This is a genomic window from Methylobacterium sp. WL1 (assembly GCF_008000895.1).
Taxonomy (GTDB): Bacteria; Pseudomonadota; Alphaproteobacteria; order Rhizobiales; family Beijerinckiaceae; genus Methylobacterium.
On sequence record NZ_CP042823.1, the window covers coordinates 1,050,835 to 1,071,308 of the forward strand.

At 70.2% G+C, this 20,474-nt stretch carries 20 protein-coding genes; 9 read left to right on the forward strand and 11 right to left on the reverse strand.

The genetic code is table 11. From position 1 onward, the window contains the following. Positions 1–10: 10 nt before the first annotated feature. Entirely contained in the window at positions 11–502 is a 492-nt protein-coding gene (locus FVA80_RS05435; RefSeq protein WP_147908881.1) for a hypothetical protein, read from the reverse strand. 204 nt (positions 503–706) lie between these two features. On the opposite strand from FVA80_RS05435, the gene FVA80_RS05440 reads away from it, so the two are divergent. Continuing rightward, on the forward strand, positions 707–1,825 hold the full coding sequence (locus FVA80_RS05440; protein ID WP_147908880.1) for an NADH:flavin oxidoreductase/NADH oxidase: 1,119 nt from the start codon (positions 707–709) through the stop codon (positions 1,823–1,825). A 152-nt stretch (positions 1,826–1,977) separates the two neighbouring features. Here the strand turns inward: FVA80_RS05440 and FVA80_RS05445 are convergent, their stop codons facing one another. Then, positions 1,978–4,077: a beta-galactosidase gene (locus FVA80_RS05445; protein ID WP_147908879.1), complete on the reverse strand. Its 2,100-nt coding sequence runs from the start codon at positions 4,075–4,077 to the stop codon at positions 1,978–1,980. A 202-nt stretch (positions 4,078–4,279) separates the two neighbouring features. Next, complete coding sequence (locus FVA80_RS05450) at positions 4,280–5,035, reverse strand: phosphodiester glycosidase family protein (RefSeq protein WP_147908878.1); 756 nt, start codon at positions 5,033–5,035, stop codon at positions 4,280–4,282. Positions 5,036–5,257: 222 nt separating this feature from the next. Between FVA80_RS05450 and FVA80_RS05455 the strand changes: the two genes are divergently transcribed. The 3 genes from FVA80_RS05455 (at position 5,258) to FVA80_RS05465 (ending at position 8,085) form a co-directional block, all read left to right on the forward strand. Then, positions 5,258–5,779, forward strand: a complete 522-nt coding sequence (locus FVA80_RS05455) for a hypothetical protein (RefSeq protein WP_147908888.1) — start codon at positions 5,258–5,260, stop codon at positions 5,777–5,779. A gap of 129 nt (positions 5,780–5,908) precedes the next feature. Next, positions 5,909–7,213, forward strand: coding sequence for an MFS transporter (locus FVA80_RS05460; RefSeq protein ID WP_147908877.1), 1,305 nt, complete (start codon positions 5,909–5,911; stop codon positions 7,211–7,213). A 2-nt stretch (positions 7,214–7,215) separates the two neighbouring features. After that, the gene (locus tag FVA80_RS05465; protein WP_147908876.1) at positions 7,216–8,085 is read left to right on the forward strand and encodes an amidohydrolase family protein; all 870 of its coding nucleotides are present in this window, start codon (positions 7,216–7,218) and stop codon (positions 8,083–8,085) included. A gap of 6 nt (positions 8,086–8,091) precedes the next feature. Here FVA80_RS05465 and FVA80_RS05470 read toward each other — a convergent pair whose 3' ends face one another. The 4 genes from FVA80_RS05470 to FVA80_RS05485 all read right to left on the reverse strand — a co-directional run bounded on the left by FVA80_RS05470 (position 8,092) and on the right by FVA80_RS05485 (position 10,925). Next, on the reverse strand, positions 8,092–8,289 hold the full coding sequence (locus FVA80_RS05470) for a hypothetical protein (protein ID WP_147908875.1): 198 nt from the start codon (positions 8,287–8,289) through the stop codon (positions 8,092–8,094). Between the two features lie 74 nt (positions 8,290–8,363). Then, positions 8,364–9,683: an MFS transporter gene (locus tag FVA80_RS05475; RefSeq protein ID WP_147908874.1), complete on the reverse strand. Its 1,320-nt coding sequence runs from the start codon at positions 9,681–9,683 to the stop codon at positions 8,364–8,366. A 33-nt stretch (positions 9,684–9,716) separates the two neighbouring features. Continuing rightward, positions 9,717–10,358 carry an alpha/beta fold hydrolase gene (locus FVA80_RS05480; protein ID WP_147908873.1) on the reverse strand — a complete coding sequence of 214 codons (642 nt, stop codon included), beginning with the start codon at positions 10,356–10,358 and terminating at the stop codon, positions 9,717–9,719. A 6-nt stretch (positions 10,359–10,364) separates the two neighbouring features. After that, entirely contained in the window at positions 10,365–10,925 is a 561-nt protein-coding gene (locus FVA80_RS05485) for a cupin domain-containing protein (RefSeq protein WP_147908872.1), read from the reverse strand. Positions 10,926–11,077: 152 nt separating this feature from the next. Between FVA80_RS05485 and FVA80_RS05490 the strand changes: the two genes are divergently transcribed. Then, the gene (locus FVA80_RS05490) at positions 11,078–12,412 is read left to right on the forward strand and encodes an aspartate aminotransferase family protein (RefSeq protein WP_147908871.1); all 1,335 of its coding nucleotides are present in this window, start codon (positions 11,078–11,080) and stop codon (positions 12,410–12,412) included. A 359-nt stretch (positions 12,413–12,771) separates the two neighbouring features. Continuing rightward, positions 12,772–13,833 carry an SDR family oxidoreductase gene (locus FVA80_RS05495; protein ID WP_147908870.1) on the forward strand — a complete coding sequence of 354 codons (1,062 nt, stop codon included), beginning with the start codon at positions 12,772–12,774 and terminating at the stop codon, positions 13,831–13,833. Positions 13,834–13,903: 70 nt separating this feature from the next. On the opposite strand, the gene FVA80_RS05500 is transcribed toward FVA80_RS05495, so the two are convergent. Then, entirely contained in the window at positions 13,904–15,193 is a 1,290-nt protein-coding gene (locus tag FVA80_RS05500; protein ID WP_147908869.1) for an ArgE/DapE family deacylase, read from the reverse strand. A gap of 333 nt (positions 15,194–15,526) precedes the next feature. Here FVA80_RS05500 and FVA80_RS05505 point away from each other — a divergent pair, with 333 nt between their 5' ends. The 3 genes from FVA80_RS05505 (at position 15,527) to FVA80_RS05515 (ending at position 17,443) form a co-directional block, all read left to right on the forward strand. Continuing rightward, positions 15,527–16,168, forward strand: coding sequence for a L,D-transpeptidase (locus FVA80_RS05505; RefSeq protein ID WP_147908868.1), 642 nt, complete (start codon positions 15,527–15,529; stop codon positions 16,166–16,168). 169 nt (positions 16,169–16,337) lie between these two features. Next, positions 16,338–16,823 (forward strand): SRPBCC family protein, encoded by a 486-nt coding sequence (locus FVA80_RS05510; protein WP_147908867.1) that lies wholly within the window; start codon positions 16,338–16,340, stop codon positions 16,821–16,823. Between the two features lie 272 nt (positions 16,824–17,095). Next, positions 17,096–17,443, forward strand: coding sequence for a hypothetical protein (locus FVA80_RS05515; RefSeq protein WP_147908887.1), 348 nt, complete (start codon positions 17,096–17,098; stop codon positions 17,441–17,443). 67 nt (positions 17,444–17,510) lie between these two features. Here the strand turns inward: FVA80_RS05515 and fdhE are convergent, their stop codons facing one another. The 3 genes from fdhE to fdxH form a co-directional block, all read right to left on the reverse strand. Continuing rightward, on the reverse strand, positions 17,511–18,500 hold the full coding sequence (gene fdhE / locus FVA80_RS05520; protein ID WP_147908866.1) for a formate dehydrogenase accessory protein FdhE: 990 nt from the start codon (positions 18,498–18,500) through the stop codon (positions 17,511–17,513). 3 nt (positions 18,501–18,503) lie between these two features. Beyond that, the gene (locus tag FVA80_RS05525; RefSeq protein ID WP_147908865.1) at positions 18,504–19,226 is read right to left on the reverse strand and encodes a formate dehydrogenase subunit gamma; all 723 of its coding nucleotides are present in this window, start codon (positions 19,224–19,226) and stop codon (positions 18,504–18,506) included. A gap of 297 nt (positions 19,227–19,523) precedes the next feature. Further along, positions 19,524–20,462: a formate dehydrogenase subunit beta gene (fdxH, locus tag FVA80_RS05530; RefSeq protein ID WP_147908864.1), complete on the reverse strand. Its 939-nt coding sequence runs from the start codon at positions 20,460–20,462 to the stop codon at positions 19,524–19,526. Between the last annotated feature and the right edge of the window lie 12 nt (positions 20,463–20,474).

Sequence of the window (20,474 nt, forward strand, 5' to 3'; positions counted from 1 at the left end):
GGGACGAGGTTCAGTCGGCCTCACCCCCCTCGGGTGCCTCGTCCGAGAGGTCGGCCGAGGGGACCGGCCGCGACAGGGCCGGCGCATAGGCCCCCGGCATCGTGGCGGTCGTGACCGAGGCGGGTAGGCGCCGTGGGCCCGGCTCGGCGGGGATCAGCGTCGCGCTTGCCGCGACGAAGCCCGCCAGCGCCCGCAGATCCTCGGGCTGGCGCGGGTCGCGTGAGACGAGCGCCGCGTCGTGCTGCAGGCGCAGGTTGCAGGCCTGCGACGGCAGACCGCCTGCCGGCGTGCAGGCGTCGTGGCGGGCGCAGGCGGCGTCGAGGGCATCGATCGGCGGCAGCGGCGCGTTGTTGCCGGGGCCGCAATAGTTGCCGTGAATCAAGATCTTCGGGCCACCGAACGCCGCCGGCTGGGCATCGGCGGGGACGGCCAGGAACGCCGCCAGGGCGAACGGAGCCGCGGCCAGGGCGGCAAATCGGGTGGAACGGTTCGGGAGCAACATGGCGTGGACCTCGCGCGATCTCGCCCCCTCAGGCGGTTCGCATCGGCGGTATCAGACCGTCATTCAGCCAGAAGTTACCGAACGCGTGGTCGGTTCCCTTGCGACCGTGCCGTGGCCGCATGGCGGGTGGGCTTGCGCACATGCCGATGCTGGCCTCGGCCGCGCGCCTGCGCCACATAGGTCCGGCGCGTAACGGAGCCGCCCATGACCGCCCGCCTGTTCGAACCGCTCACCCTCGACGCCCTCACGCTCGAGAACCGCATCCTGATCGCACCGATGTGCCAGTATTCGGCCCGGGACGGCGAGGCCACAGACTGGCACATGATGCATCTCGGCCAGCTGGCGATGTCGGGGGCCGGCCTGCTGACCCTGGAGGCCACCGCAGTCTCGCCCGAGGCCCGGATCACCGCCTGGGACCTCGGCCTCTACAATGACGGCTGCGAGCGGGCGCTCGGCCGGGTGCTCGAGGCGGTGCGCGAATACGCCCCGATCCCGATCTGCATCCAGATCGCCCATGCCGGCCGCAAGGCATCGAGCGAGGCGCCCTGGGCCGGCGGCCAGCAGATCCCGCCCGAGCAGGCCTATGGCTGGCGCACGGAGGCGCCCTCGGCGGTCGCGCACGGCGAGGCCGAGGTCCCGCCCCACGCCCTCGACGCCGCCGACCTGAAGCGCGTCCGCGAGCAGTTCGTGGCTACCGCCAAGCGCGCCGTGCGCCTGGGCATCGAGGCCGTGGAGCTGCACGGCGCCCACGGCTACCTGCTGCACCAATTCCTATCGCCGATCGCCAACAAGCGCACCGATGCCTATGGCGGCAGCCTCGAGAACCGGATGCGCTTCCCCCTCGAAGTCTACGATGCCGTGCGCGACGTCGTCCCGGCGGGCAGCCCGGTCTGGCTGCGGGTCTCGGCCACCGACTGGGTCGAGGACGGCTGGGACCTCGACGAGACCGTGGCCCTGGGACAGGCGCTCAAGCGCGCCGGCTCACCCGCGCTCCACGTCTCGACGGGTGGCGTCTCGCCGAAGCAGGCGATCAAGCTCGGGCCGGGCTACCAAGTGCCCTATGCCGAGCGGATCAAGGCCGAGACCGGGCTGACCACCATCGCGGTCGGCCTCATCACTGAGGCGCAGCAGGCCGAGACGATCCTGGCCGAGGGCAAGGCCGACGCGATCTCGCTGGCCCGGGCCATAATGTACGACCCCCGCTGGCCCTGGCACGCGGCGGCCGAGCTCGGCGCCAAGGTGCACGCCCCGAAGCAGTACTGGCGCTCGCAGCCGCGGGAATACAAGGACCTGTTCAAGGATACGGCGTTCGGGCAGCGCTAGAGCGCGCGCAGCCGGCGTAGTTACCGGTTCGGCGCAAGCGATCGCGTTGCATCGAGGACTGAGAGCCGTCCCGGATTGCAGCGCGATCGGGAGCGGCTCTGGCGCCGCTCCCGATCAGACCGCGCCCGGCTCCGAAGCCGAGCGCGGGTCGATCAGGGCGCCGCGGACTCGCCTTCGAGGATCGCGACGCCCCAAGCCGGCAGGTCGATCGGCTTGCCGCGCGTGACCGCCCGACCGCCGAGGAGTTCGGTGCCGTTCATCATCGCGGGCGTGGCCCGTGCCGCCGCGGAGTAGTTCAACACGTAGCGAACCGGATGCCCGTTCGACAGGGTGCCCCCGCGAACGACGATCGGCCAGTGCGCCGCGGGAACGTCGATCCCGGCGCGCGTGGCCGCATCCGCCAGGATTTTCTCCGCCAGGGCATCTGTCGGCATGAAGCCCACATAGGTGACCTCGCCCGCGCCCCAGCTGTTGCGCGTCACCGCGGCGGCGGCGGGCCAGGACGGGCTCTGGTAGCGCGCCACCACCGTTGCCGTGGTCGGGGTCAACATCTCCATCCACCAGCGGGCCTTGTTGTCGACAGCGCCGACGCCGAACGGGTCGCCGGCGAGGGATACGCCCTCGGGAACCGTGAACAGCTGATAGGTCACCCCTGCCGCCTGCGCGATCCCGCCCGGCTGCGCCGCGAAGCGCACCTTCGTGTTCTCGTCGGAGAAGCCGCTCTTGAAGCTGTAGAGCACGTGGGCGCCCGCCTTGGCGCATTCATTGAGCTTGGCGATCTCAGCATCGCTCGCCGCGTAGAGCGCCGGCACCACGATCAGCTTGTATTGATCGAGCGGTACCGTGGAGGACGGAGAGATCAGATCCACCTCGATGTTCTGCCGGTAAAGCGCATCGTAGAATCCTCGCACCACCTCGTTGTAGGTGACGGGCTTCCGATCGGCATTGGCCTTGAAGTCGTGCGTGTTGATCTTGAACGAATCGAAGGCGCTCAACGCGGCGTTGCTGACGTAGAGGGCGACGCGGTTCTTCTTCTTCATGTCGGCGAGCTTCGGCCCGAGCCGCTTGAGATCGGCGCCGATCGTCTTCGCCTCGTCGTAGACCGGGTTGGGCTTGTAGTCCTGCGTCAGCAGCCCGCGCCAGTAGGTCTCGAACGCGTTCGTGGTCGTGGCCCAGTGCCAGTACTCGACCATCTTCGCACCCGAGGCGAGGTGGCTGAAGGCCTGCAGGCGAAGCTGGCCAGGAAAGGGCGTCCATTCCGGGAATCCCTGCGCCTGAGTCTCGATCACCAGGTAATTCTCGCCGCCGCGCAGCGAGCGGGCCACGTCGCCGCCGAAGGCGATCTCGGTCCCGGTCAGCTTCTCCTGGCTGGGATGGTAGATGTCGATGCCGGCCACATCGAGCGCCTTGGCGGCTTCCCAATGGTTGACGTCCGGCTGGATGCCGTAGGAATAGCCGCGCCAGTCGAGGTCGAAATTCTGGGTGACGAACTGGCCGGGACGGGCGTGACGACGGACCAGATCAGCCTGCCACGCGAGGAAGTCGGTCACGAGCCCCCGCTGGAAAGCCTGGAAGGCGTTCGTCAAACTGGCGTTGATCGACGCGTTGACCGACGGGAAATCGTCCCAGCTGTTGATCCGGTTGCTCCAGTAGTCGAGCCCCCAAGCCTTGTTGAGCTCGTCGAGGCTCGACCACTTTCTTTTCAGGGCCGCAACGAAGGCGGCCTGGACGTTGGGGCCGCTGGTTCCGAACGACTTGGTCTCGTTGTCGACCTGGTAGCCGATGACCGCCGGATCGTCCTTCACGTGGGCGATCAGGGCCGCAATGACGCGCTCGGCGGCTGCGCGATAATGGGGATTGGTGATGTCCATATTCTGCCGCGGACCGTAGGCGCCCGGCTGCAGCAGGATGTCGGGGTGCTGACGCGCCAACCACGTCGGCACGGCATAGGTCGGCGTGCCGATGATGACCTTGATGCCTTCACGGTTCATCGCCGCGAGGGTCCTGTCGATCGGGGTGAAATTGAAGACGTTTGGCTGAGGCTCCAACGTGCCCCACGTGGATTCGGCGATCCGGACGACGGTGATGCCCGCCGCCTTCATCATCCTGGCGTCTTCGTCGACCCGATCGACCGGCGTATACTCATCGTAATAGGCCGCGCCGTACAGAATCGTTTGCGGGACTTGCGCCCCCGCCGAACTCGTCGCGATCAGCACAGCTGCGACGCTGCCGAAAAGCCTCGACCGACTCATGTTGCCCCCCTTTATTTTGTCTGAGTATATCGGGGTTGGGCGCGCGTTCAAGCGCTGACGGGGGTTCCGGACCGCCGGGCAATCGACCTCACGGCCCCGGCTCGCATGCCTGCCGGTGTCCGGCCACGTGGGGCCTCGTGGGCGTACCGTGATGTGGTCCGGGATCGGATCCGCGGTGACGCAGGATGCCGAGCGCGCGCCGTCAGCGCGCCATCGCCCCGACCAGCGGCCCCAGCGGCCGGCTGATGTCGGAGCGGCCGAGATTCGGCGCGTAGAGGCTGGACACCGTTCCGTCGAGGAACAGGGCGTTGCGGCAGCCGAGGTCGTCCCGGAACAAGCGGGCGAAGGCCCCGAACGTCACCGGGCGCTCGGAGATGGCGAACACCGCCACGCGGCCGTCCTCCTGTACCCCGACGCCGTTGCGGATCTTCTGGCTAGGCCCGTCCGCCGAGATTTTCGGGTGGATCTGGCCGTCGATCACCAGCATCGGGCCGGATTGGGTCGCGAAGTCGGGCCGGATCTTCGCCCGGAGATAATGTCCGGTGTCGAGCACGCCGGCCTTGTCGCCCTTCAGCCAGAACACGCCGTTGGGCTTGAGGTGGAAGTTGCCCGGCCCGTCCGCGGTCGAGACGTGCTTCATCTCGCGCCCGTCCTCGACGTAGAGGCCCACCGGCGCCTGCTCCTTGTCGTACATGCCGGCATTCATCGCGAAGCCGAGGCGGCCGCCCTGCTTCTCGGCGAGGGTCCCCAGGGCACCGTAGGGCCGGCCGTCCTCCTGAAGCCAGAACAGCCGCACCCGCTGGCGCCGCAGGTCGACGGTGCAGACCGTGAAGCTCTCGCCCTGCGCCTGGACGGCGCGGCAGAGGTCCGGGGCGGCCGGCGCCGCCGCGGCTCCGCGGCCGAGGGCGACCAGCGCCAGGAGCGCGATCAAGAAGGCGTGAACCGGGCGCGTCGTCATCGAGGGTTCCGTGATGCCCACAGGCGGAGACGCGGGCCGACGCAGGGGCTCTCACCTGGGAAAACGGCGATTTTGGTGTCCGGAACCGCACCGTCCACGGTCAGGATGGCGCCGGGCTTGCGCCTTGCGGGAGCGGCGGCGCGCCGCGGGGGGCGGCTGAACTGTTTTCAGTACTCGGCGTTTCTTAGCCACGAGGGCGGTCTAGATCCACGGAGATACATGATGAAGGGTGCAGTGCTTGGCTCGGCCATGCTGGCGGCGGGTGCCCTGGTCGTGATGCCGGCCAGCGCCGACGCGCGTGGCTTCGGCGGAGGCGGCTTCCACGGCGGCGGGTTCCACGGTGGTGGATTCGGCGGCGGGTTTCGAGGCGGCGGATTCGGCGGGTTCCGCGGCGGTGGCTTCGGCGGGTTCCGGGGCGGCTACGGCGGGTTCCGCGGCGCCGGCTTCCGCGGTGGCTACGGCCGGGGCTTCTACGGCCGCGGCTACGGCTATCGCGGCGGCTACGGCTACGGGCTCGGCGGCCTGGGTCTCGGCGTCGGCCTGGGTCTGGCGGCCGGCGGCCTCTATGGTGGCTACGGCGGTTACGGCGGCGGCTACGGCTATCCGGGCTACGGCTATGGCGGCGGCTACGCCCCGGTCGGCTTCGCCGGCGACTACGGCTACGGCGGCGGCTGCTACACGGTCCCGCGGGTGCGCTGGACCCCCTACGGCTACCGCCGGGTTCTGGTGGAGCGCTGCTACTGAGCGACGCCTGAACCGGAACGTCTCGGAAAAGGCCGCCTCAGGGCGGCCTTTTCCTTGCGTAGCACCTCCCCACGGTTGCACAGCTCGGCTATTGGCGCCGATATTGGTATCCGCTGACGGGAGAGTGTGATGCGGACGGAAGCAGGGCCGGGACATCCGGGCGTGGAGGCGGTGGAAATCCGCGATGCCAGCCTGATGGCCTTCTACCGCTCCATGACGTCGACGGAGCGGCACACCTTCTGGGCCTGCGCTGCCGGGTGGTGCCTCGACGGCATGGACTTCATGATCTACCCGCTGGTGATCGGGACGATCATGGCCCTCTGGCATGTCGATTCCGGCACGGCCGGCCTCGCCGCCACGGTGACGCTGCTGGCCTCGGCCCTGGGCGGCTGGCTCGCGGGCTTCGTCGCCGACCGGATCGGCCGGGTGCTCACCCTCCAGATCACCATCCTGTGGTTCTCGGTGTTCTCGCTGCTCTGCGCCTTCGTGCAGAACTTCGAGCAGCTGCTCATCGCCCGGGCGATCCTGGGGCTCGGCTTCGGTGGCGAGTGGGCGGCCGGCGCCGTGCTGATCGGCGAGACCATCCGGGCCGAATATCGCGGCCGCGCGGTCGGCTCGGTCCAGTCCGGCTGGGCGATCGGCTGGGGCATGGCGGTGCTCGCACAGGCCGTGACCTTCTCGCTGCTGCCCCCCGAGATCGCCTGGCGCTGGATGTTCGCGATCGGTGCGCTCCCGGCCCTGCTGATCTTCTACCTGCGCCGCTACGTCCAGGAGCCGCAGGTCGCCGCCGAGACTCGTGCCCGGGCCATCGCGACCGGCGACCGGCCGAAGATCTGGGAGATCTTCTCCGGGCCGATCCTCAAGACCACCCTGCTCGCCTCGCTGGCGGCGGCCGGATGCCAGGGCGGCTACTACGCGATCACCACCTGGGTGCCGCGCTTCCTGACCACGGAGCGCGGCCTGTCGGTGGTGTCCTCCACGGGCTACCTCGCGGCCCTGATCGTCGGCTCGTTCGCCGGCTATCTCGTGGGCGCGTGGCTGGCCGACCGGCTCGGGCGCCGGCCGCTGTTCCTGATCTTTTCGCTCGGCGCCATCGCGGTGATCGTCGCCTACACGCAGATCCCGCTCTCCAACGGCGTGCTCTGGGTGCTGGGCTTCCCGCTCGGCTTCTTCGCCTCCGGCTACTTCTCCGGAATGGGCGCGTTCCTGACCGAACTCTACCCGACCCGTTTGCGCGGCTCGGGGCAGGGGTTCTGCTACAATTTCGGCCGGGGCATCGGCGCCCTGTTCCCAGCGCTCGTCGGCTACCTCGCCGAGCGCGCCGGCCTCGCCTCGGCCATCGCGATCTTCGCGGCCATCGCCTACGGGATCTTCTTCCTGGCGGCCTTCGCGCTGCCCGAGACCCGCGGCCGGGTCCTGCACGCGGATACCTGATCATGGCGGAGATCAGAGACTGCCCGGCCCCCGATCCGCACCCCGGCGGCCCGACGCGCTACCGGGTGCCGGAGGGCGCGGTCGACACCCATGCCCACGTGATCGGCCTGCCACCGGCCTATCCGCTCGTGGCCGACCGCAGCTACACGCCCCCGGCCGCCCCCGCGGACCGGTACCTCGCGATGCTCGACGCCACCGGCATGGCCAACGGCGTGCTGGTCCAGGTCAGCGTCCACGGCACCGACAACCGCCTGATGGTGGAGACGCTCCGGGCCAACCGGCAGCGCCTGCGCGGCATCGCGGTGATCCCGCTGGGCCTCCCCGATGCGGACCTCGCCGCCCTGAAGGAGGCCGGGGTGGTGGGCCTGCGCCTCAACGTGCTGTTCGGCGGCGGCATCGGCCTCGATGCGGTGGAGGCCTACGGGGCGCTGGCCCGCGAGATGGGCTGGCACCTCCAGTTCCTGCTCGACGCCCGCGACCTGCCGCCGATTGCGAGCCGCCTGTCGCGGCTGCCGGTGCCCCTGGTGTTCGACCATATGGGCCACATGCCGGCCTCGGCCGGGGTGGAGCATCCAGGCTTCCAGACCCTGCTCGGCCTCGTGCGCGACGGCCATTGGGTGAAGCTGTCGGGCGCCTTCCGGGACTCGGTGGCCGGGCCGCCCTATGCCGACACAATTCCCTTCGCCCGCGCCCTCAACGAGGCCGCCCCCGAGCGCTGCGTCTGGGGCTCGGACTGGCCGCACGTCGCCGCCTGGGACGGCCCGCCGCGCCTGTCCGACCTCCTCGACCTGATGGCCGAGTGGGTGCCGGACGCGGACAGGCGCCGCCGGCTCTTCGTCGACAACCCGCGCCGGCTCTACGGCTTCGGGTAGGCGATCTCAGACCCGTAGGTCGAGGCGCTGGCCCTGGCCGGGAGGCGCCGGCGGCCCGGATGCGGCGCCGCCCTGGGCGGTCTCCGCCACCAAGCCGGCCACCGCCTTCTCGGCGGCGATCTGCTGGCGCGCCACCGCGGTGCCGATCGCCTGGTTCTGGGACGTCGCCAGCATCTGGCTGGCCGTGGCGGCGAGGGTGCTCATGCGACCGTTCTAACGCGAGCCCTTGAATCCGGCGTTAGCCGGATCCGCCGCCTTTGAGTGAAAACCCGGGACCCTCAGTCGTCCTGAAAGCCGCGCTGGCGCGCCCGGTAGCCGCCGATCAGCGTCACGCAGAGGAAGGAGATCCCGGCAAGGACCGTCCCGAACACGGCGATCGGCCACCAATGCCCCTGGAAGCGCTCGGCCAGCACCGTGCCGACGATCGGTGTCAGGCCACCGGCCAGCGCCCCGCAGAACTGGTAGGCGATCGAGATCGCCGTATAGCGCACCCGGGCCGGGAAGGCGCCCGCGAGGTAGCCGGCGATCACCGCGTAGAAGGTCGCGGTGCCGACGACGTTCAGGGCGAGCCCGAGGATGATCAAGCTCACCGACCGGGTCTCGACCAGCCAGAACAGCGGGTAGGGGGCCAGCATCGCCCAGACCAGCGCGCCCTGCAGGAACAGCCGCTCGTTGCGGATGAGCTCCGCGATACGGGCGCCCACCGGGGTCATCACCAGCTGCACCACGGCCGCGATCAGCAGCGCGTCCAGGATCGTCGCGCGGGCGATCCCGAGATACTGCGTCGTGAACGCGATCATGAAGGTGTTGAACAGGTAGACCGAGGCGATCGCGAAGGTGTTGGCGCCGGCCGCCAGCAGCACCGGCTTGAGGAAGGACGACAGCACCTCGCGCACGGGGGCCTGCGGCGGCCCACCCGCGGCCCGGGTCTTCTCGAAGGCGGGCGATTCGGCGACGCCGAGCCGGATCGCGAGGCCGACGCCCAGCAGCAGAACGCTCACCAGGAACGGCAGGCGCCAGCCCCAGGCCAGGAAGGTCTCCTTGTCCAGCAGGCTGGCGAGCCGGAAAGCCAGGAGCGACAGGATCTGCCCGGCGGGGCTGCCGAGCTGCGCGAACGAGGCGAAGAAGGTGTTGCGCCCGGCCGGCGCGTGCTCGGCGGCCATAAGCACGGCCCCGCCCCACTCGCCGCCGACCGCGATACCCTGCACCAGCCGCAGCACGACCAACAGCACCGGCGCCCACAGGCCGACCGACGCGTAGGTCGGCAGCAGCCCGATCCCGGACGTGGCGATGCCCATCATCACCAGGGTCGCCACCAGGGCGCGCTTGCGCCCGAAGCGGTCGCCGAGATGCCCGAAGATTACCCCGCCGAGGGGCCGGGCCAGGAAGCCGACCGCGAACGTGCCGAAGGCCGCAAGCGTCGCGATGTAGGGCGATTCCGCCGTGAAGAAGAGCGGCCCGAACACCAGGGCCGCCGCGGTGCCGTAGATGAAGAAATCGTACCACTCGATGGTGGTGCCCACGAAGGCCGCCACCGCCGCCCGCGTCGACTGGCTCTTCCCGGGTGCCGATCCCGGGGCTTCCAGCGTGACGGCCATCGATCCTCGCGCGCTCGCGGTGGCATTCTGCATTCACCTGCCAGTACCGAATCCGCCGCCCGCCAGGAACCGCAAAGTCTGCGCGATGACGGTGGGATGATGCATCATCAGCGCGTGGCTCACCGGCAGGACCAGATGACCCTGCAGACCGGCGATCCGGGTCGCGGCCACGCTGACCCGGCCGTCATTGGGCCGGGGCAGCATCAGCCAGCCGATCGGATCGACGGTGCGGGTGCCGGCGATAACGCCGACCGGGTAATCCGGATCGGGCCAGACCGGGACGCTGCGGGTCCCGAGCGTGAGACCCGCCGGCCCGAAGACCCGGCGGTAGAGCCCGAGATGACCCAGCCGGTCCGCGATCTCGCTGCCGCGATTGGGCGGCCCGAGCATGACCAGCCGGCCGAGCCGCTCCGGCCGCGCCTGGGCGATCAGGGCCCGGGCGAGGAGCCCGCCCATCGAATGCCCGACGAAGTGCAGATCCCCCGGGGTCCCGCGCGCGATCTCGGCGATGCGGGGGCCGAGTGAGGCCGTGAGGTCCGGCAGGGCGTGGCGGGTCGAGGGATAGTCGAGCGCCATCGCTCGGTAGCCCGAGGCGGTCAGCGCCGCCCGCATCCCCGCGAGCGAGGCGGACGTCCGCCCGAGACCGTGGAGGAAGATGACGCTGTCGCCCGGCATCCGGCTCTAAAAACTCGGCGGCGTGCAGGCGCTGACCAGCTCGCACGGGTTGGGGCCGACGCAGCGGAACCGGTGCGGGCGGCGGCTGTCGAAGCTGTAGGCATCGCCGGGGCCGAGGATGCGCCGCTCCTCGCCGACCGTGACCTCGAGGCGGCCGGACAGCACGATGCCGCCCTCCTCGCCCTCGTGGGAGAGCGGCACCCGGCCGGTATCGGCCCCGGGCTCGTAGCGCTCCTTCAGGAGTTGGAGCTTGCGCCCGAACAGGCTGTCGCCGACCTGCAGGAACGAGATCGCCCCCTTGGTCGCCTTGCGGCCGATCTCGGTCAGTTCGTCTGCCGCGAAGAACGCCTTGCGCTCCGGCTCCGGTTCGAGCGCAAAGAACTCGGCCATGCCGATCGGCACCCCGTCGAGGATGCGCTTGAGGGCGCCCACCGAGGGGTTCACCCGGTTCGCCTCGATCAGCGAAATCGCCGAGTTCGTCACCCCGGCGCGCTTGGCCAGCGCCCGCTGCGACAGGCCGTGGCGGGCCCGCACGAAGCGCAGGCGCGCGCCGACATCGATGCTCATCCGTCCCGGCCCCGTTTCAGGTGTTGAGGATCCCGCAACGGTGCCGTCCGCGGCCCCGATTCTGCAAGGGCTTGGCGGCGATCAGAAAAGGACTTGTTGCCCGATCCGCCAGGGTGTCCCCTGGACTGGACGTCGCCCCGGAGAGCCGACCCATGACCGACCATCCCCTGCGCAACACGCCGTCGCTCGACGCCTTCTGGATGCCGTTCACCGCCAACCGCCAGTTCAAGGCGGCGCCGCGGATGCTGGTGGCCGCCGAGGGCATGCACTACACGGCCGATGACGGCCGCACGGTGCTGGACGGCACCGCCGGGCTCTGGTGCGTCAATGCCGGGCACGGGCGCCGGGGGATCTCCGCCGCGGTGGAGCGCCAGCTCGCGACGCTGGACTTCGCCCCGACCTTCCAGATGGGCCACCCGATCGCGTTCGAGTTCGCCGAGCGGCTCGCCGAGATCGCCCCGGGCGGCCCCGACAACCGCCTCGACCGGGTGTTCTTCACCAATTCCGGCTCCGAATCGGTCGACACCGCCCTCAAGATCGCGCTCGCCTACCAGCGGGCGATCGGGCAGGGCACCCGCACCCGGCTGATCGGCCGCGAGCGCGGGTATCACGGCGTCGGCTTCGGCGGCCTGTCGGTGGGCGGCATCGTGTCGAACCGCCGGGTCTTCCCGCAGCTCAACGGTACCGATCACCTGCGCCATACCCACGATCCGGCCCGCAACGCCTTCGTGAAGGGCCAGCCCGAGCACGGGGCGGAGCTGGCCGACGACCTGGAGCGGCTGGTGGCGCTTCATGGGGCCGAGACCATCGCGGCCTGCATCGTGGAGCCGGTGGCGGGCTCCACCGGCGTGCTGATCCCGCCGAAGGGCTATCTCGAACGCCTGCGCGCGCTCTGCACCAAGCACGGCATCCTGCTGATCTTCGACGAGGTCATCTCCGGCTTCGGCCGCCTCGGCGCGCCCTTCGCCACCGATTATTTCGGCGTGGTGCCCGATCTCGTGACCAGCGCCAAGGGCCTGACCAACGGCACGGTGCCGATGGGCGCAGTGTTCGCGAGCCGCGCGGTGCACGACGCGCTGATGAACGGCCCGGACGGGATCGAGCTGTTCCACGGCTACACCTATTCCGGGCACCCGGTGGCGTGCGCGGCCGGCCTCGCCACGCTCGACATCTACCGGGAGGAGGGGCTGCTCACCCGCGCCGCCGACCTCGCGGACGACTGGGCCACGGCGATGCACGACCTGCGCGGGCGCAAGAACGTCATCGACATCCGCACCATCGGGCTGATTGCCGGCATCGAGCTGGCGCCCCGGCCCGACGCCCCCGGCAAGCGCGCCTACGACCTGTTCGTGGATTGCTTCGCGCGCGGCCTGCTCACCCGCGTCACCGGCGACATCATCGCCCTGTCGCCGCCGCTGATCATCGAACACGGCCAGATCGGCGAGATCGTCGAGGTGCTGGGCGCGGCGATCGACCGGGTGGCGTGAGGAGCGGGGAGCGGCGGCCGCGCATCACGACACCGATCGATGATGATGCTCTGGCGGCACAATAAACCGCTTTGTCATTCCGGGTTCGCCTTCGGCGCCCCGGAATGACAAGGAGGATGTTCGGACGGCGGTGCAATGCCCGCATCCTTCAAAGAGGAAATAGCTCTCCGCGCCCGAGTCCTCCACGAGCACGATCGGTCCCATCCTGAAAGCGGCCAGCGACGAGAACGCCTGTCTACCAAGCGCCTCCGCCAATACCCGCGACGCGGGGGAGGGCGGCGTCGGGCGGCCTTGAAGCCTATGGGGGGCGGCCGCATCTGCCGCTCAACCGGGATGTGAGCCGGGTCGAGAGGATGTGCATGTCGAACACCGCCCTGATCGTCGGCGCCAGCGGGATCGTGGGGAGCGCCACCGGGGCGCTGCTGGCCGAGGAGGGCTGGCGGGTCGCGGGGCTCGCCCGCAAGCCTGTGGCGATGGCGGGGGTCGAGCCGGTCGTCGCCGACCTTCAGGACCCGGACTCCCTCGACAAGGCGCTCGCCGGCCTCGCACCGAGCCACGTGTTCCTGGCGACCTGGCAGCGGCGCCCGACCGAGGCGGAGATGATCCGGGTCAACCGGGCCATGATCGAGAACCTGCTCGATGCCCTGCGGCCCCAGAAGAGCGTCCGCCACGTCGCCCTGGTGACCGGGCTGAAGCACTATCTCGGCCCGTTCGAGGCCTACGGCAAAGGCACCCTGCCGCAGACGCCGTTCCGCGAGGACCAGGGCCGGCTCGACGTCGAGAACTTCTACTACGCCCAGGAGGACGCGGTGTTCGCGGCCAGCGCCCGCGACGGCTTCACCTGGAGCGTGCACCGCCCGCACACGATCATCGGCAAGGCGGTCGGCAATGCCATGAACATGGGCACGACGCTGGCCTGCTACGCCACCCTGTGCCGGGAGCTGGGGCGCCCCTTCACATTCCCGGGCTCGGCCGCCCAGTGGAACGGGCTCACCGACATGACCGACGCGAGGCTGCTCGCCCGCCAGCTGCTCTGGGCCTCCACCGAGCCGAAGGCCGCCAACGAGGCGTTCAACGTGGTCGACGGCGACGTCTTCCGCTGGAGCTGGATGTGGGGCCGGATCGCCGACTGGTTCGGGATCGAGGCGGTGCCGTTCGATGGTACGGTCCGGCCGCTGGAGGACAGGATGGCGCAGGACGGGCCGGCCTGGGCCGAGCTCGCCGAGCGCCACGGCCTGGCCGAGACGGACCTCGCGAAGCTCGCCTCCCCCTGGCACACCGATGCCGATCTCGGCCGGCCGATCGAGGTCGTCACCGACATGAGCAAGAGCCGCCGGCTGGGCTTTACGGCGTATCAGCCCACCGATGACGCGTTCTACGACCTGTTCACCCGGCTCCGGGCGGACCGGCTGATCCCCTGAGAAAGGGGGATCGCGGGCGCTCACATCGGGCAGGCAGGTCGTAGTGAACCGCTCGCGCGGAGCCCGTGCTTCAGCCCGCCCGCCGCTCCGTCCCGCACCACTCGGCCACGAACAGCGCCATCGCGGTGGTGCAGCGCTTGACCGAGGCGAGGCTGACGCGCTCGTCGAAGCCGTGGACGTTCTGGGCGATCGGCCCGTAGCACAGGGCCGGCACCCGGTCGTAGAGGGCGTAGACCCGCGTATCCAGGTAGCTCGGCGACATGAAGCTCTGCAGCTTGGCGCCCATCGCCCGCTCGTGGGCGCGACCGAGGACGGCTTCCGCCTCTGAGCCCTCCGCCAGCACGTAGCCTTCGGCGAAGAACCCGTTGAAGGCGACGCGCGGCGGGTTGTTGGCCAAGAAGGAATCCGAGCGGGCGAAATCCGAGACCGCGGCCTCGATCTCGGCGGCGGCCCGGGCCGCTTCCATGCCCGGATAAAGCGCCACCCGGCAGTCGATCCGGCACCAGGCCGGCACCGAGGAGGCCCAGTCGCCGCCCTCGATCCGGCCGATATTGAGGTTGATCGGGTGGTCCTCGGCCTCGAAGTGGCGGTGCGCGCCCTTCTCGGCGTTCCAGCGCGCCTCGAGCTCCCGCAGAGCGGCGATGACCCGATAGGTCGCGTCGATCGCGTTGGCGCCGGCGCCCATCTCGCGCACGTGGACGGGCACGCCCCGGACCTCGACGGTGAACCACAGCACGCCGGTGTTGGCGCGCACCAGTTTCTCGTCCTCGGGCTCCGGGATCAGCACGGCGTCGGCCCGGTAGCCGCGCAGATGGGTCGCGAGCGCGCCGTTGCCGGTGGATTCCTCCTCGACCACCGACTGGATCGTCACCGCGGCGGCGGGCTGGAGGCCGAGGCGGGCCAGCGCATCGAGGGCGAACAGGTTGGCGGCGTGCCCGGCCTTCATGTCGCCGCCGCCGCGGCCGTAGAGCCAGTCGCCCTCGATCACCGGATCGAAGGGCGGGTGAGTCCACAGGTCGCGGGGCCCTTCCGGCACCACGTCGACATGGGCCTGCAGGATCAGCGAGCGCCCGGTCTCGGTCTGCGGGCGGTGGTGGCAGACGACGATCGGGGCGTCCGAGTGGCGCTCGTCGATCTTCGAGCCGCCCGGATGGGCCGCGATGGCGGCGCGGTCCATGGCGAAGCGCTCGGTGGCGTAGCCCCGGGACCGGAACGTCCCGAACACGTAATCCTGGCAGGCATGCTCGGCGCCCCGCAGCGAGGCGAACCGGACCAGCGCCTGCGTGTGCGCGACCTGGTCGGCGAAGCCTTCGGCCACGGACGCTTCGATCTCGGCGGCGAGGGCGGGGTCGAGGGCCATAAGATCTCCGGATCTGGGATGGGGTAGGAGGCGCCCGGCGGCGGGCGGGTGTCAACGGGCGCAACTTCCGGGGGGCATCTTCCGTGCCGAAGCCGGGCCGCCCGCCTGGGGAAGCGGCCAAGGACCAAGCCAAGTTCCGCGTGCAAGCGCTGCACCGGGTGGGTTCGCGACCGCCCGCGACGACGATGCAGGCGGCCGGATCCGGGCGGCCCCTCGGCCGTCGCAGCGCCTGCGCAGTCGAACCCCGCGGCGGCAGGATCCCGCCCAGGAACCTTGGCGTTAGCAAGGGCTTAGCCTATCTCGAAGCGGTTTCCCCCTCCATCGAGGTCATTCATGCGTATCGGTCTGGTCTCGGTCCTGTCCGGACTGCTCCTGTGGGGCGCCGCGTCCCCGGCGGCCCGGGCGGATGTGCTCATCACCGTCGACAAATCCTCCCAGCGCATGGAGGTCACGGTCGATGGGCAGCCGCGCTACACCTGGCCGGTCTCCACCGGGGTCGAGGCCTACGACACGCCGTCCGGTTCCTATCGGCCGTTCCGGATGGAGCGCACCCACTTCTCGAAGGAGTGGGACGATGCGCCCATGCCGTTCGCGATGTTCTTCACGAACCAGGGCCACGCGATCCACGGCACCAACCACGTCCGCAGCCTCGGGCGCGCGGCCTCGCACGGCTGCGTGCGGCTGTCGGTGCGCAACGCCGCGACCTTGTTCAACCTCGTGAAGGCCCAGGGGGCGAGCCGGACTCGCGTCCAGATCGAGGGCACCGATGCCCTGGTGGCCGAGCGCGGCACGCGCACCCGCCGGCTCGCCCGGAGCCGCGATCCCTATGCCCCGGACGACACCCTGGCCGACCTGGACCAGATGGGCCGGCGCACGCTCCCGGCCTCGTACGCCCGAACCGCCGTGCGCCCGGCCTACGCGCCGGTGCAGGGGTATGGCGACCCGGTCGAGGGCGACGTCGGGGATGGGTGGTAGGGTAGGGGCTTCGACCGGGACGCCCTGTCCGCCCGCCGCGTCGTCTGGGCGCGGAAGCCGCCGTCCGTCAGGCCGGCCCATTGCCCCGGCGGGTCTCGCGGCTTAGCTCCTGCGCGGCCCCAGAGCCTGCGCGGCGCCCGCCGCGATCGATATGGATGGAGACCCCCCGATGCCCTTCGCTTTCAGCCGGCCCCTGCCGCTTGCCGCCTTGGCGCTGGCCGCTTCCACCGTCGCGGGCCACGCCCTGGAGGTGACGCGCTCGGCCGACATCGCCGCGCCGCCGGCCAAGGTCTGGCAGACGATCGGCGAGTTCTGCGGCATCGGCGATTGGCATCCGGCCATCGAGAAGTGCGTCCTGTCCGACAAGGACGGCCTGAAGGTCCGCACGCTGAGCCTGAAGGGCGGCGGCACCCTCAAGGAGGAGCAGGTCTCCCGCGACGACAAGGTGATGAGCTACACCTACACGATCCTGGATGGCCCGCTGCCGGTCGCCGACTACAAGTCGACGCTGGCCGTCGCCCCCGAGGGCACGGGCTCCAAGGTGACCTGGAGCGGGACCTTCAACGCCAAGGGCGCCCCCGACACCGTGGCGGTCGACGCCATACAGGGGATCTACGAATCCGGCCTGAAGGCGCTGTCCGACAAGGCCAAATAGGGCGCGCCGACGCCCGGGCCGGCGGATCTGCGGACGGGCCCGGGACGATGCACACGGTCAACGGAACGTGCCGTCCAGGGAGGGCGCCCATCCTCCCCGTTTGCGGGGAGGATGGGCGCGTCCCGGTTCAGGATCGGGCACCTGATCGAGCCTCAGACCACCCGGAACCCCATGTGTGATCATCACAGCGTGCGGGTATGCCGCCCGGGCGATTGACCCACTGCCAAGCTCGGCCCAAAACCCTGGCGGCGCAGCCCGTGCGCCGCAGCAGGATGATCGCCGTGCCCGCGTCACGTCTTCCGATGCGCCTCAGCCTCGTGGTTCTCGCCGCCGCGACGCTCGGTGCCTGCCAGCAGCGCGCCGCCGCGCCCAAGGTCTCCGAGCCCTCGCCCATCGTTCCGGCGCCGTTGTCCCTGCCCGCCGGCAGCGGCTGCGGCCCGGAGATCGCGCGCACCAAGGCCATCGTGGACAGCGATGTGGCCACCGGCAACCTCAACAAGCCGGTGGGCGACCAGTTCAACGCCGACCTGAGCCAGGCCGCCGCGGAATGCGCCGCCGGCAAGTCCGGCCCGGCGCTCCACCTGCTGGCCGCCGCCAAGAGCCGGTACGGGTATCGCTGAGCGCGCGGGATCGGGCAGGGCTCGGCTCTGCCCCTTCACGCGGTCCCGGACCGGGTTGATCCGGGACTTAAACGATGAACAGTAAGTTCAAGCCCGCGCGGCGGAATCCGTCCTCGGCGATCTTCAGGTCGAGGCCGTAGGACGCGATATCGTCCGCCACCGGGTCGAGGGTCGGCGCCCGGTGCTGGTGCAGGTGCTTGATGTAGCTGTGGCAGGTCGTGCAGGTCTCGACCTGGACGTCCTTCGAGACCTCGTCGAGCCCGTAATAGCTGATGCCTTCGCCGGAGCCGCAGGCGGTGCAGCGGATCCGGACGTGGTTCCAAAGGGTGTTGCAAACCGAGCAGCTCAGGTACCGGGCCTTGTCGGCCGGGGTCCAGCTCACCACCACGCTCGCCACCGGCGCGCCGCCGCAGCACGGGCAAACGCCGTCGGCCACGGGCTTCAGCGCCGAGGCGTCGAGACGCGCCGCATCCTGGGCGAACCGGACCTGGAGGGCGGCCGCCACGAACACGCATTCGGCGATCCGCTCCACCGGAAGCGCGCCTTCCACGACCTGTACGGCGAGATCCAGCCGGTCCGCCGGGGAGGCCGCGAGCAGGCTCGCGCGGGCGGCCTGTGACGCCTCCGGGGATACCGACAGGTCGAGCTGGTCCAACAGTGCAGTGAGGCAACCGTCGAAGCCGGCATCGGCCTCGAGCCGCTGGCGCGACAGGGGCGGCATCCCGTGCTCGGTCCGCAGGGCAGTGTCGGAGGCAGCCGGGGCCTCGGCGGGTGGAAACGCCGCCTGCACGGACGCCTGCGCCCGGGCCACCTCGGCGACGAACCGAAGATAGGCTTCGAGCGGATGCCCCGGTGCCGCCGCCATCAGGCGCGCGGCCCGGGCGGCGAACAGCGTTCCGGGATCGGGCAGCCGCACGAACGGGACCGAGCCCGCGATCCCGATCTTGTCGGGATCGGGCTTCAGCTCGCTAAAATCCCGCCGCCGGGGTTTGGGCTCGGACGCGGCGGGCGTCGTCCCGGCCGGTACCGTTGGCTTGCGCCTGAAGAAGTTAGCCACGCCTCAGGATCCGCGCTTGTCCACCGAGCCCCGGCGCTCCTTGGATCCGGCGATCTGCCGGAACCACTTGCGGTGATGCCGGTAGGCCCAGCCACCCGTCACCGTGCCGCGCACCATCGCCCGGCCGGTGCCGCGCACCCAGATGCCGGCGTAGATGTGGACCACGATGATCGCGATGGCGATCACGGCCGCGAGCGAGTGGGCGAGCAGCGCCCAGCGCTGGGTCTCGATGGTGGTCAGCCCGCCGAAATAGGTGTTCCAGATCATCAGGCCGGTGACGAACATCACCCCGATCAGCGCGGTCTGGCCCCAGAACACGCCCTTCTGGCCGGCATTGTACTTGCCGAGCTCGGGCAGGCGGTCCTCCCGGTTGGTGACGACGTCGCCGATCTTCATGGACCACGCGACATCGTCCTTGTTGGGGATGTTGAGCTTCCAGAAGCGCACGAACAGGAAGAAGAAGCTCACCGCCAGGGCGACGCCGAACCACGGATGGATCGCGCGCGTCGCCTGCCCGCCGCCGAACAGGCCGGTCAGCGAGAACAGGTAGGGCGTGAACATCGCCAGCCCGGACAGGGTCAGCAGCGTGAACAGGATCGCGGTGATCCAGTGGTTCACGCGTTGCACCCCGGTGTAGCGGGGGACGTACATCACCTCCGGCGCCTCGGACTTGGCGTGGTGGAGGGGGCGGGAATCGCCGTCCCGGATCTCGTTCTGGCTCGTCATCGGCCTTCTCGCGCGTGACGGGGCCGGCTCCGCGGCACGGAACGACCCGGAAACTTAATGTAGGGCGGCATGACCTCGACGGTGCCACCCTGTCGATTCCGGATCCGCGCGGCTCTCCCTCCCCCTCTGCGGGGGAGGGTGGCCCCTGCGTCAGCAGGAGTCGGGAGAGGGGAACCCGGGCTCAGGAAAGGATGCGACCGGCATGACGGGCAACGCCCATCCTGCACCGTCGCTCCCCTCTCCCGACCCCCTTTCGGGGGCCACCCTCCCCCGCAGGGGGGAGGGAGACCGTCGCGTCTAGTGCGGCCGAGCCTCGCCGCCGCCGGTCTCGCCGCGGCGCTTGGCCTCGTCGTACTCGACCGCCTCTTCCTCTTCTTCCGGCACGACTTCGTTCGGGCCGGCCGTCACGTAGTGGAAGAAGCCCGCAACTGCGGCAAAGCCCATCGCGGCGAGCCCGAACACCTTGGCGCCGCCCTTCCAGAAGGCCACCAGCGGCGAGATCTTCGGGTCGTTCGGCAGGCCGGCATAGAGGCTCGGCTGGTCGGCGTGGTGCAGCACGTACATGACGTGCGTGCCGCCAACGCCGGCCGGGTCGTAGAGGCCGGCATGCTCGAAGCCGCGCGACTTCAGGTCCTCGACGCGGCTCTCGGCCTGCTCGATCATCGCCTGCTTGGTGCCGAACATGATCGAGCCGGTCGGGCACGCCTTGGCGCAGGCCGGGGCCTGACCCACCGCGACCCGGTCCGAGCACAAGGTGCACTTGTACGCCTTGTGGTCGGTCTGGCTGATGCGCGGGATGTTGAACGGGCATCCCTTCACGCAGTAGCCGCAGCCGATGCAGTTCTCCTCGATGAAGTCGACGATGCCGTTGGAGTACTGCACGATCGCCCCGGGGGACGGGCAGGCCTTGAGGCAGCCCGGCTCGGTGCAGTGCATGCAGCCGTCCTTGCGGATCAGCCATTCGAGGTTCTGGGTCTCCGGGTTCTCGTACTCGGTGAACCGCATGAGGGTCCACGACTTCGGGGTGAGGTCGTGGGGGTTGTCATAGACACCGCGGTTGATCCCGATGTCGTCGCGCAGGTCGTTCCACTCCTCGCAAGCCGATTGGCAGGCCTTGCAGCCGATGCATTTCGACACGTCGATGAGCTTGGCGACCTCCACCTGGCGGCGGATATCCGGCGGCGTCTCCGTGGAGGCGGAGCGCTGGCGGATATCGAGGGAGCTGTAATCGGCCATGCTGTCAGCTCC

What these genes read in the sequence shown, in the direction of transcription:
- FVA80_RS05485 (WP_147908872.1), bottom strand. Translation starts at nt 10,925, where the DNA reads ATGAGCATCGATGTCGGCGCGCGCCTGCGCTTCGTGCGGGCCCGCCAC.
- FVA80_RS05510 (WP_147908867.1), top strand. Translation starts at nt 16,338, where the DNA reads ATGCCCTTCGCTTTCAGCCGGCCCCTGCCGCTTGCCGCCTTGGCGCTG.
- fdxH (WP_147908864.1), bottom strand. Translation starts at nt 20,462, where the DNA reads ATGGCCGATTACAGCTCCCTCGATATCCGCCAGCGCTCCGCCTCCACG.
- FVA80_RS05435 (WP_147908881.1), bottom strand. Translation starts at nt 502, where the DNA reads ATGTTGCTCCCGAACCGTTCCACCCGATTTGCCGCCCTGGCCGCGGCT.
- FVA80_RS05450 (WP_147908878.1), bottom strand. Translation starts at nt 5,035, where the DNA reads ATGACGACGCGCCCGGTTCACGCCTTCTTGATCGCGCTCCTGGCGCTG.
- FVA80_RS05505 (WP_147908868.1), top strand. Translation starts at nt 15,527, where the DNA reads ATGCGTATCGGTCTGGTCTCGGTCCTGTCCGGACTGCTCCTGTGGGGC.
- FVA80_RS05515 (WP_147908887.1), top strand. Translation starts at nt 17,096, where the DNA reads ATGATCGCCGTGCCCGCGTCACGTCTTCCGATGCGCCTCAGCCTCGTG.
- FVA80_RS05440 (WP_147908880.1), top strand. Translation starts at nt 707, where the DNA reads ATGACCGCCCGCCTGTTCGAACCGCTCACCCTCGACGCCCTCACGCTC.
- FVA80_RS05445 (WP_147908879.1), bottom strand. Translation starts at nt 4,077, where the DNA reads ATGAGTCGGTCGAGGCTTTTCGGCAGCGTCGCAGCTGTGCTGATCGCG.
- FVA80_RS05470 (WP_147908875.1), bottom strand. Translation starts at nt 8,289, where the DNA reads ATGAGCACCCTCGCCGCCACGGCCAGCCAGATGCTGGCGACGTCCCAG.
- FVA80_RS05465 (WP_147908876.1), top strand. Translation starts at nt 7,216, where the DNA reads ATGGCGGAGATCAGAGACTGCCCGGCCCCCGATCCGCACCCCGGCGGC.
- FVA80_RS05460 (WP_147908877.1), top strand. Translation starts at nt 5,909, where the DNA reads ATGCGGACGGAAGCAGGGCCGGGACATCCGGGCGTGGAGGCGGTGGAA.
- FVA80_RS05475 (WP_147908874.1), bottom strand. Translation starts at nt 9,683, where the DNA reads ATGGCCGTCACGCTGGAAGCCCCGGGATCGGCACCCGGGAAGAGCCAG.
- FVA80_RS05455 (WP_147908888.1), top strand. Translation starts at nt 5,258, where the DNA reads ATGAAGGGTGCAGTGCTTGGCTCGGCCATGCTGGCGGCGGGTGCCCTG.
- FVA80_RS05500 (WP_147908869.1), bottom strand. Translation starts at nt 15,193, where the DNA reads ATGGCCCTCGACCCCGCCCTCGCCGCCGAGATCGAAGCGTCCGTGGCC.
- FVA80_RS05495 (WP_147908870.1), top strand. Translation starts at nt 12,772, where the DNA reads ATGTCGAACACCGCCCTGATCGTCGGCGCCAGCGGGATCGTGGGGAGC.
- FVA80_RS05490 (WP_147908871.1), top strand. Translation starts at nt 11,078, where the DNA reads ATGACCGACCATCCCCTGCGCAACACGCCGTCGCTCGACGCCTTCTGG.
- FVA80_RS05525 (WP_147908865.1), bottom strand. Translation starts at nt 19,226, where the DNA reads ATGACGAGCCAGAACGAGATCCGGGACGGCGATTCCCGCCCCCTCCAC.
- FVA80_RS05480 (WP_147908873.1), bottom strand. Translation starts at nt 10,358, where the DNA reads ATGCCGGGCGACAGCGTCATCTTCCTCCACGGTCTCGGGCGGACGTCC.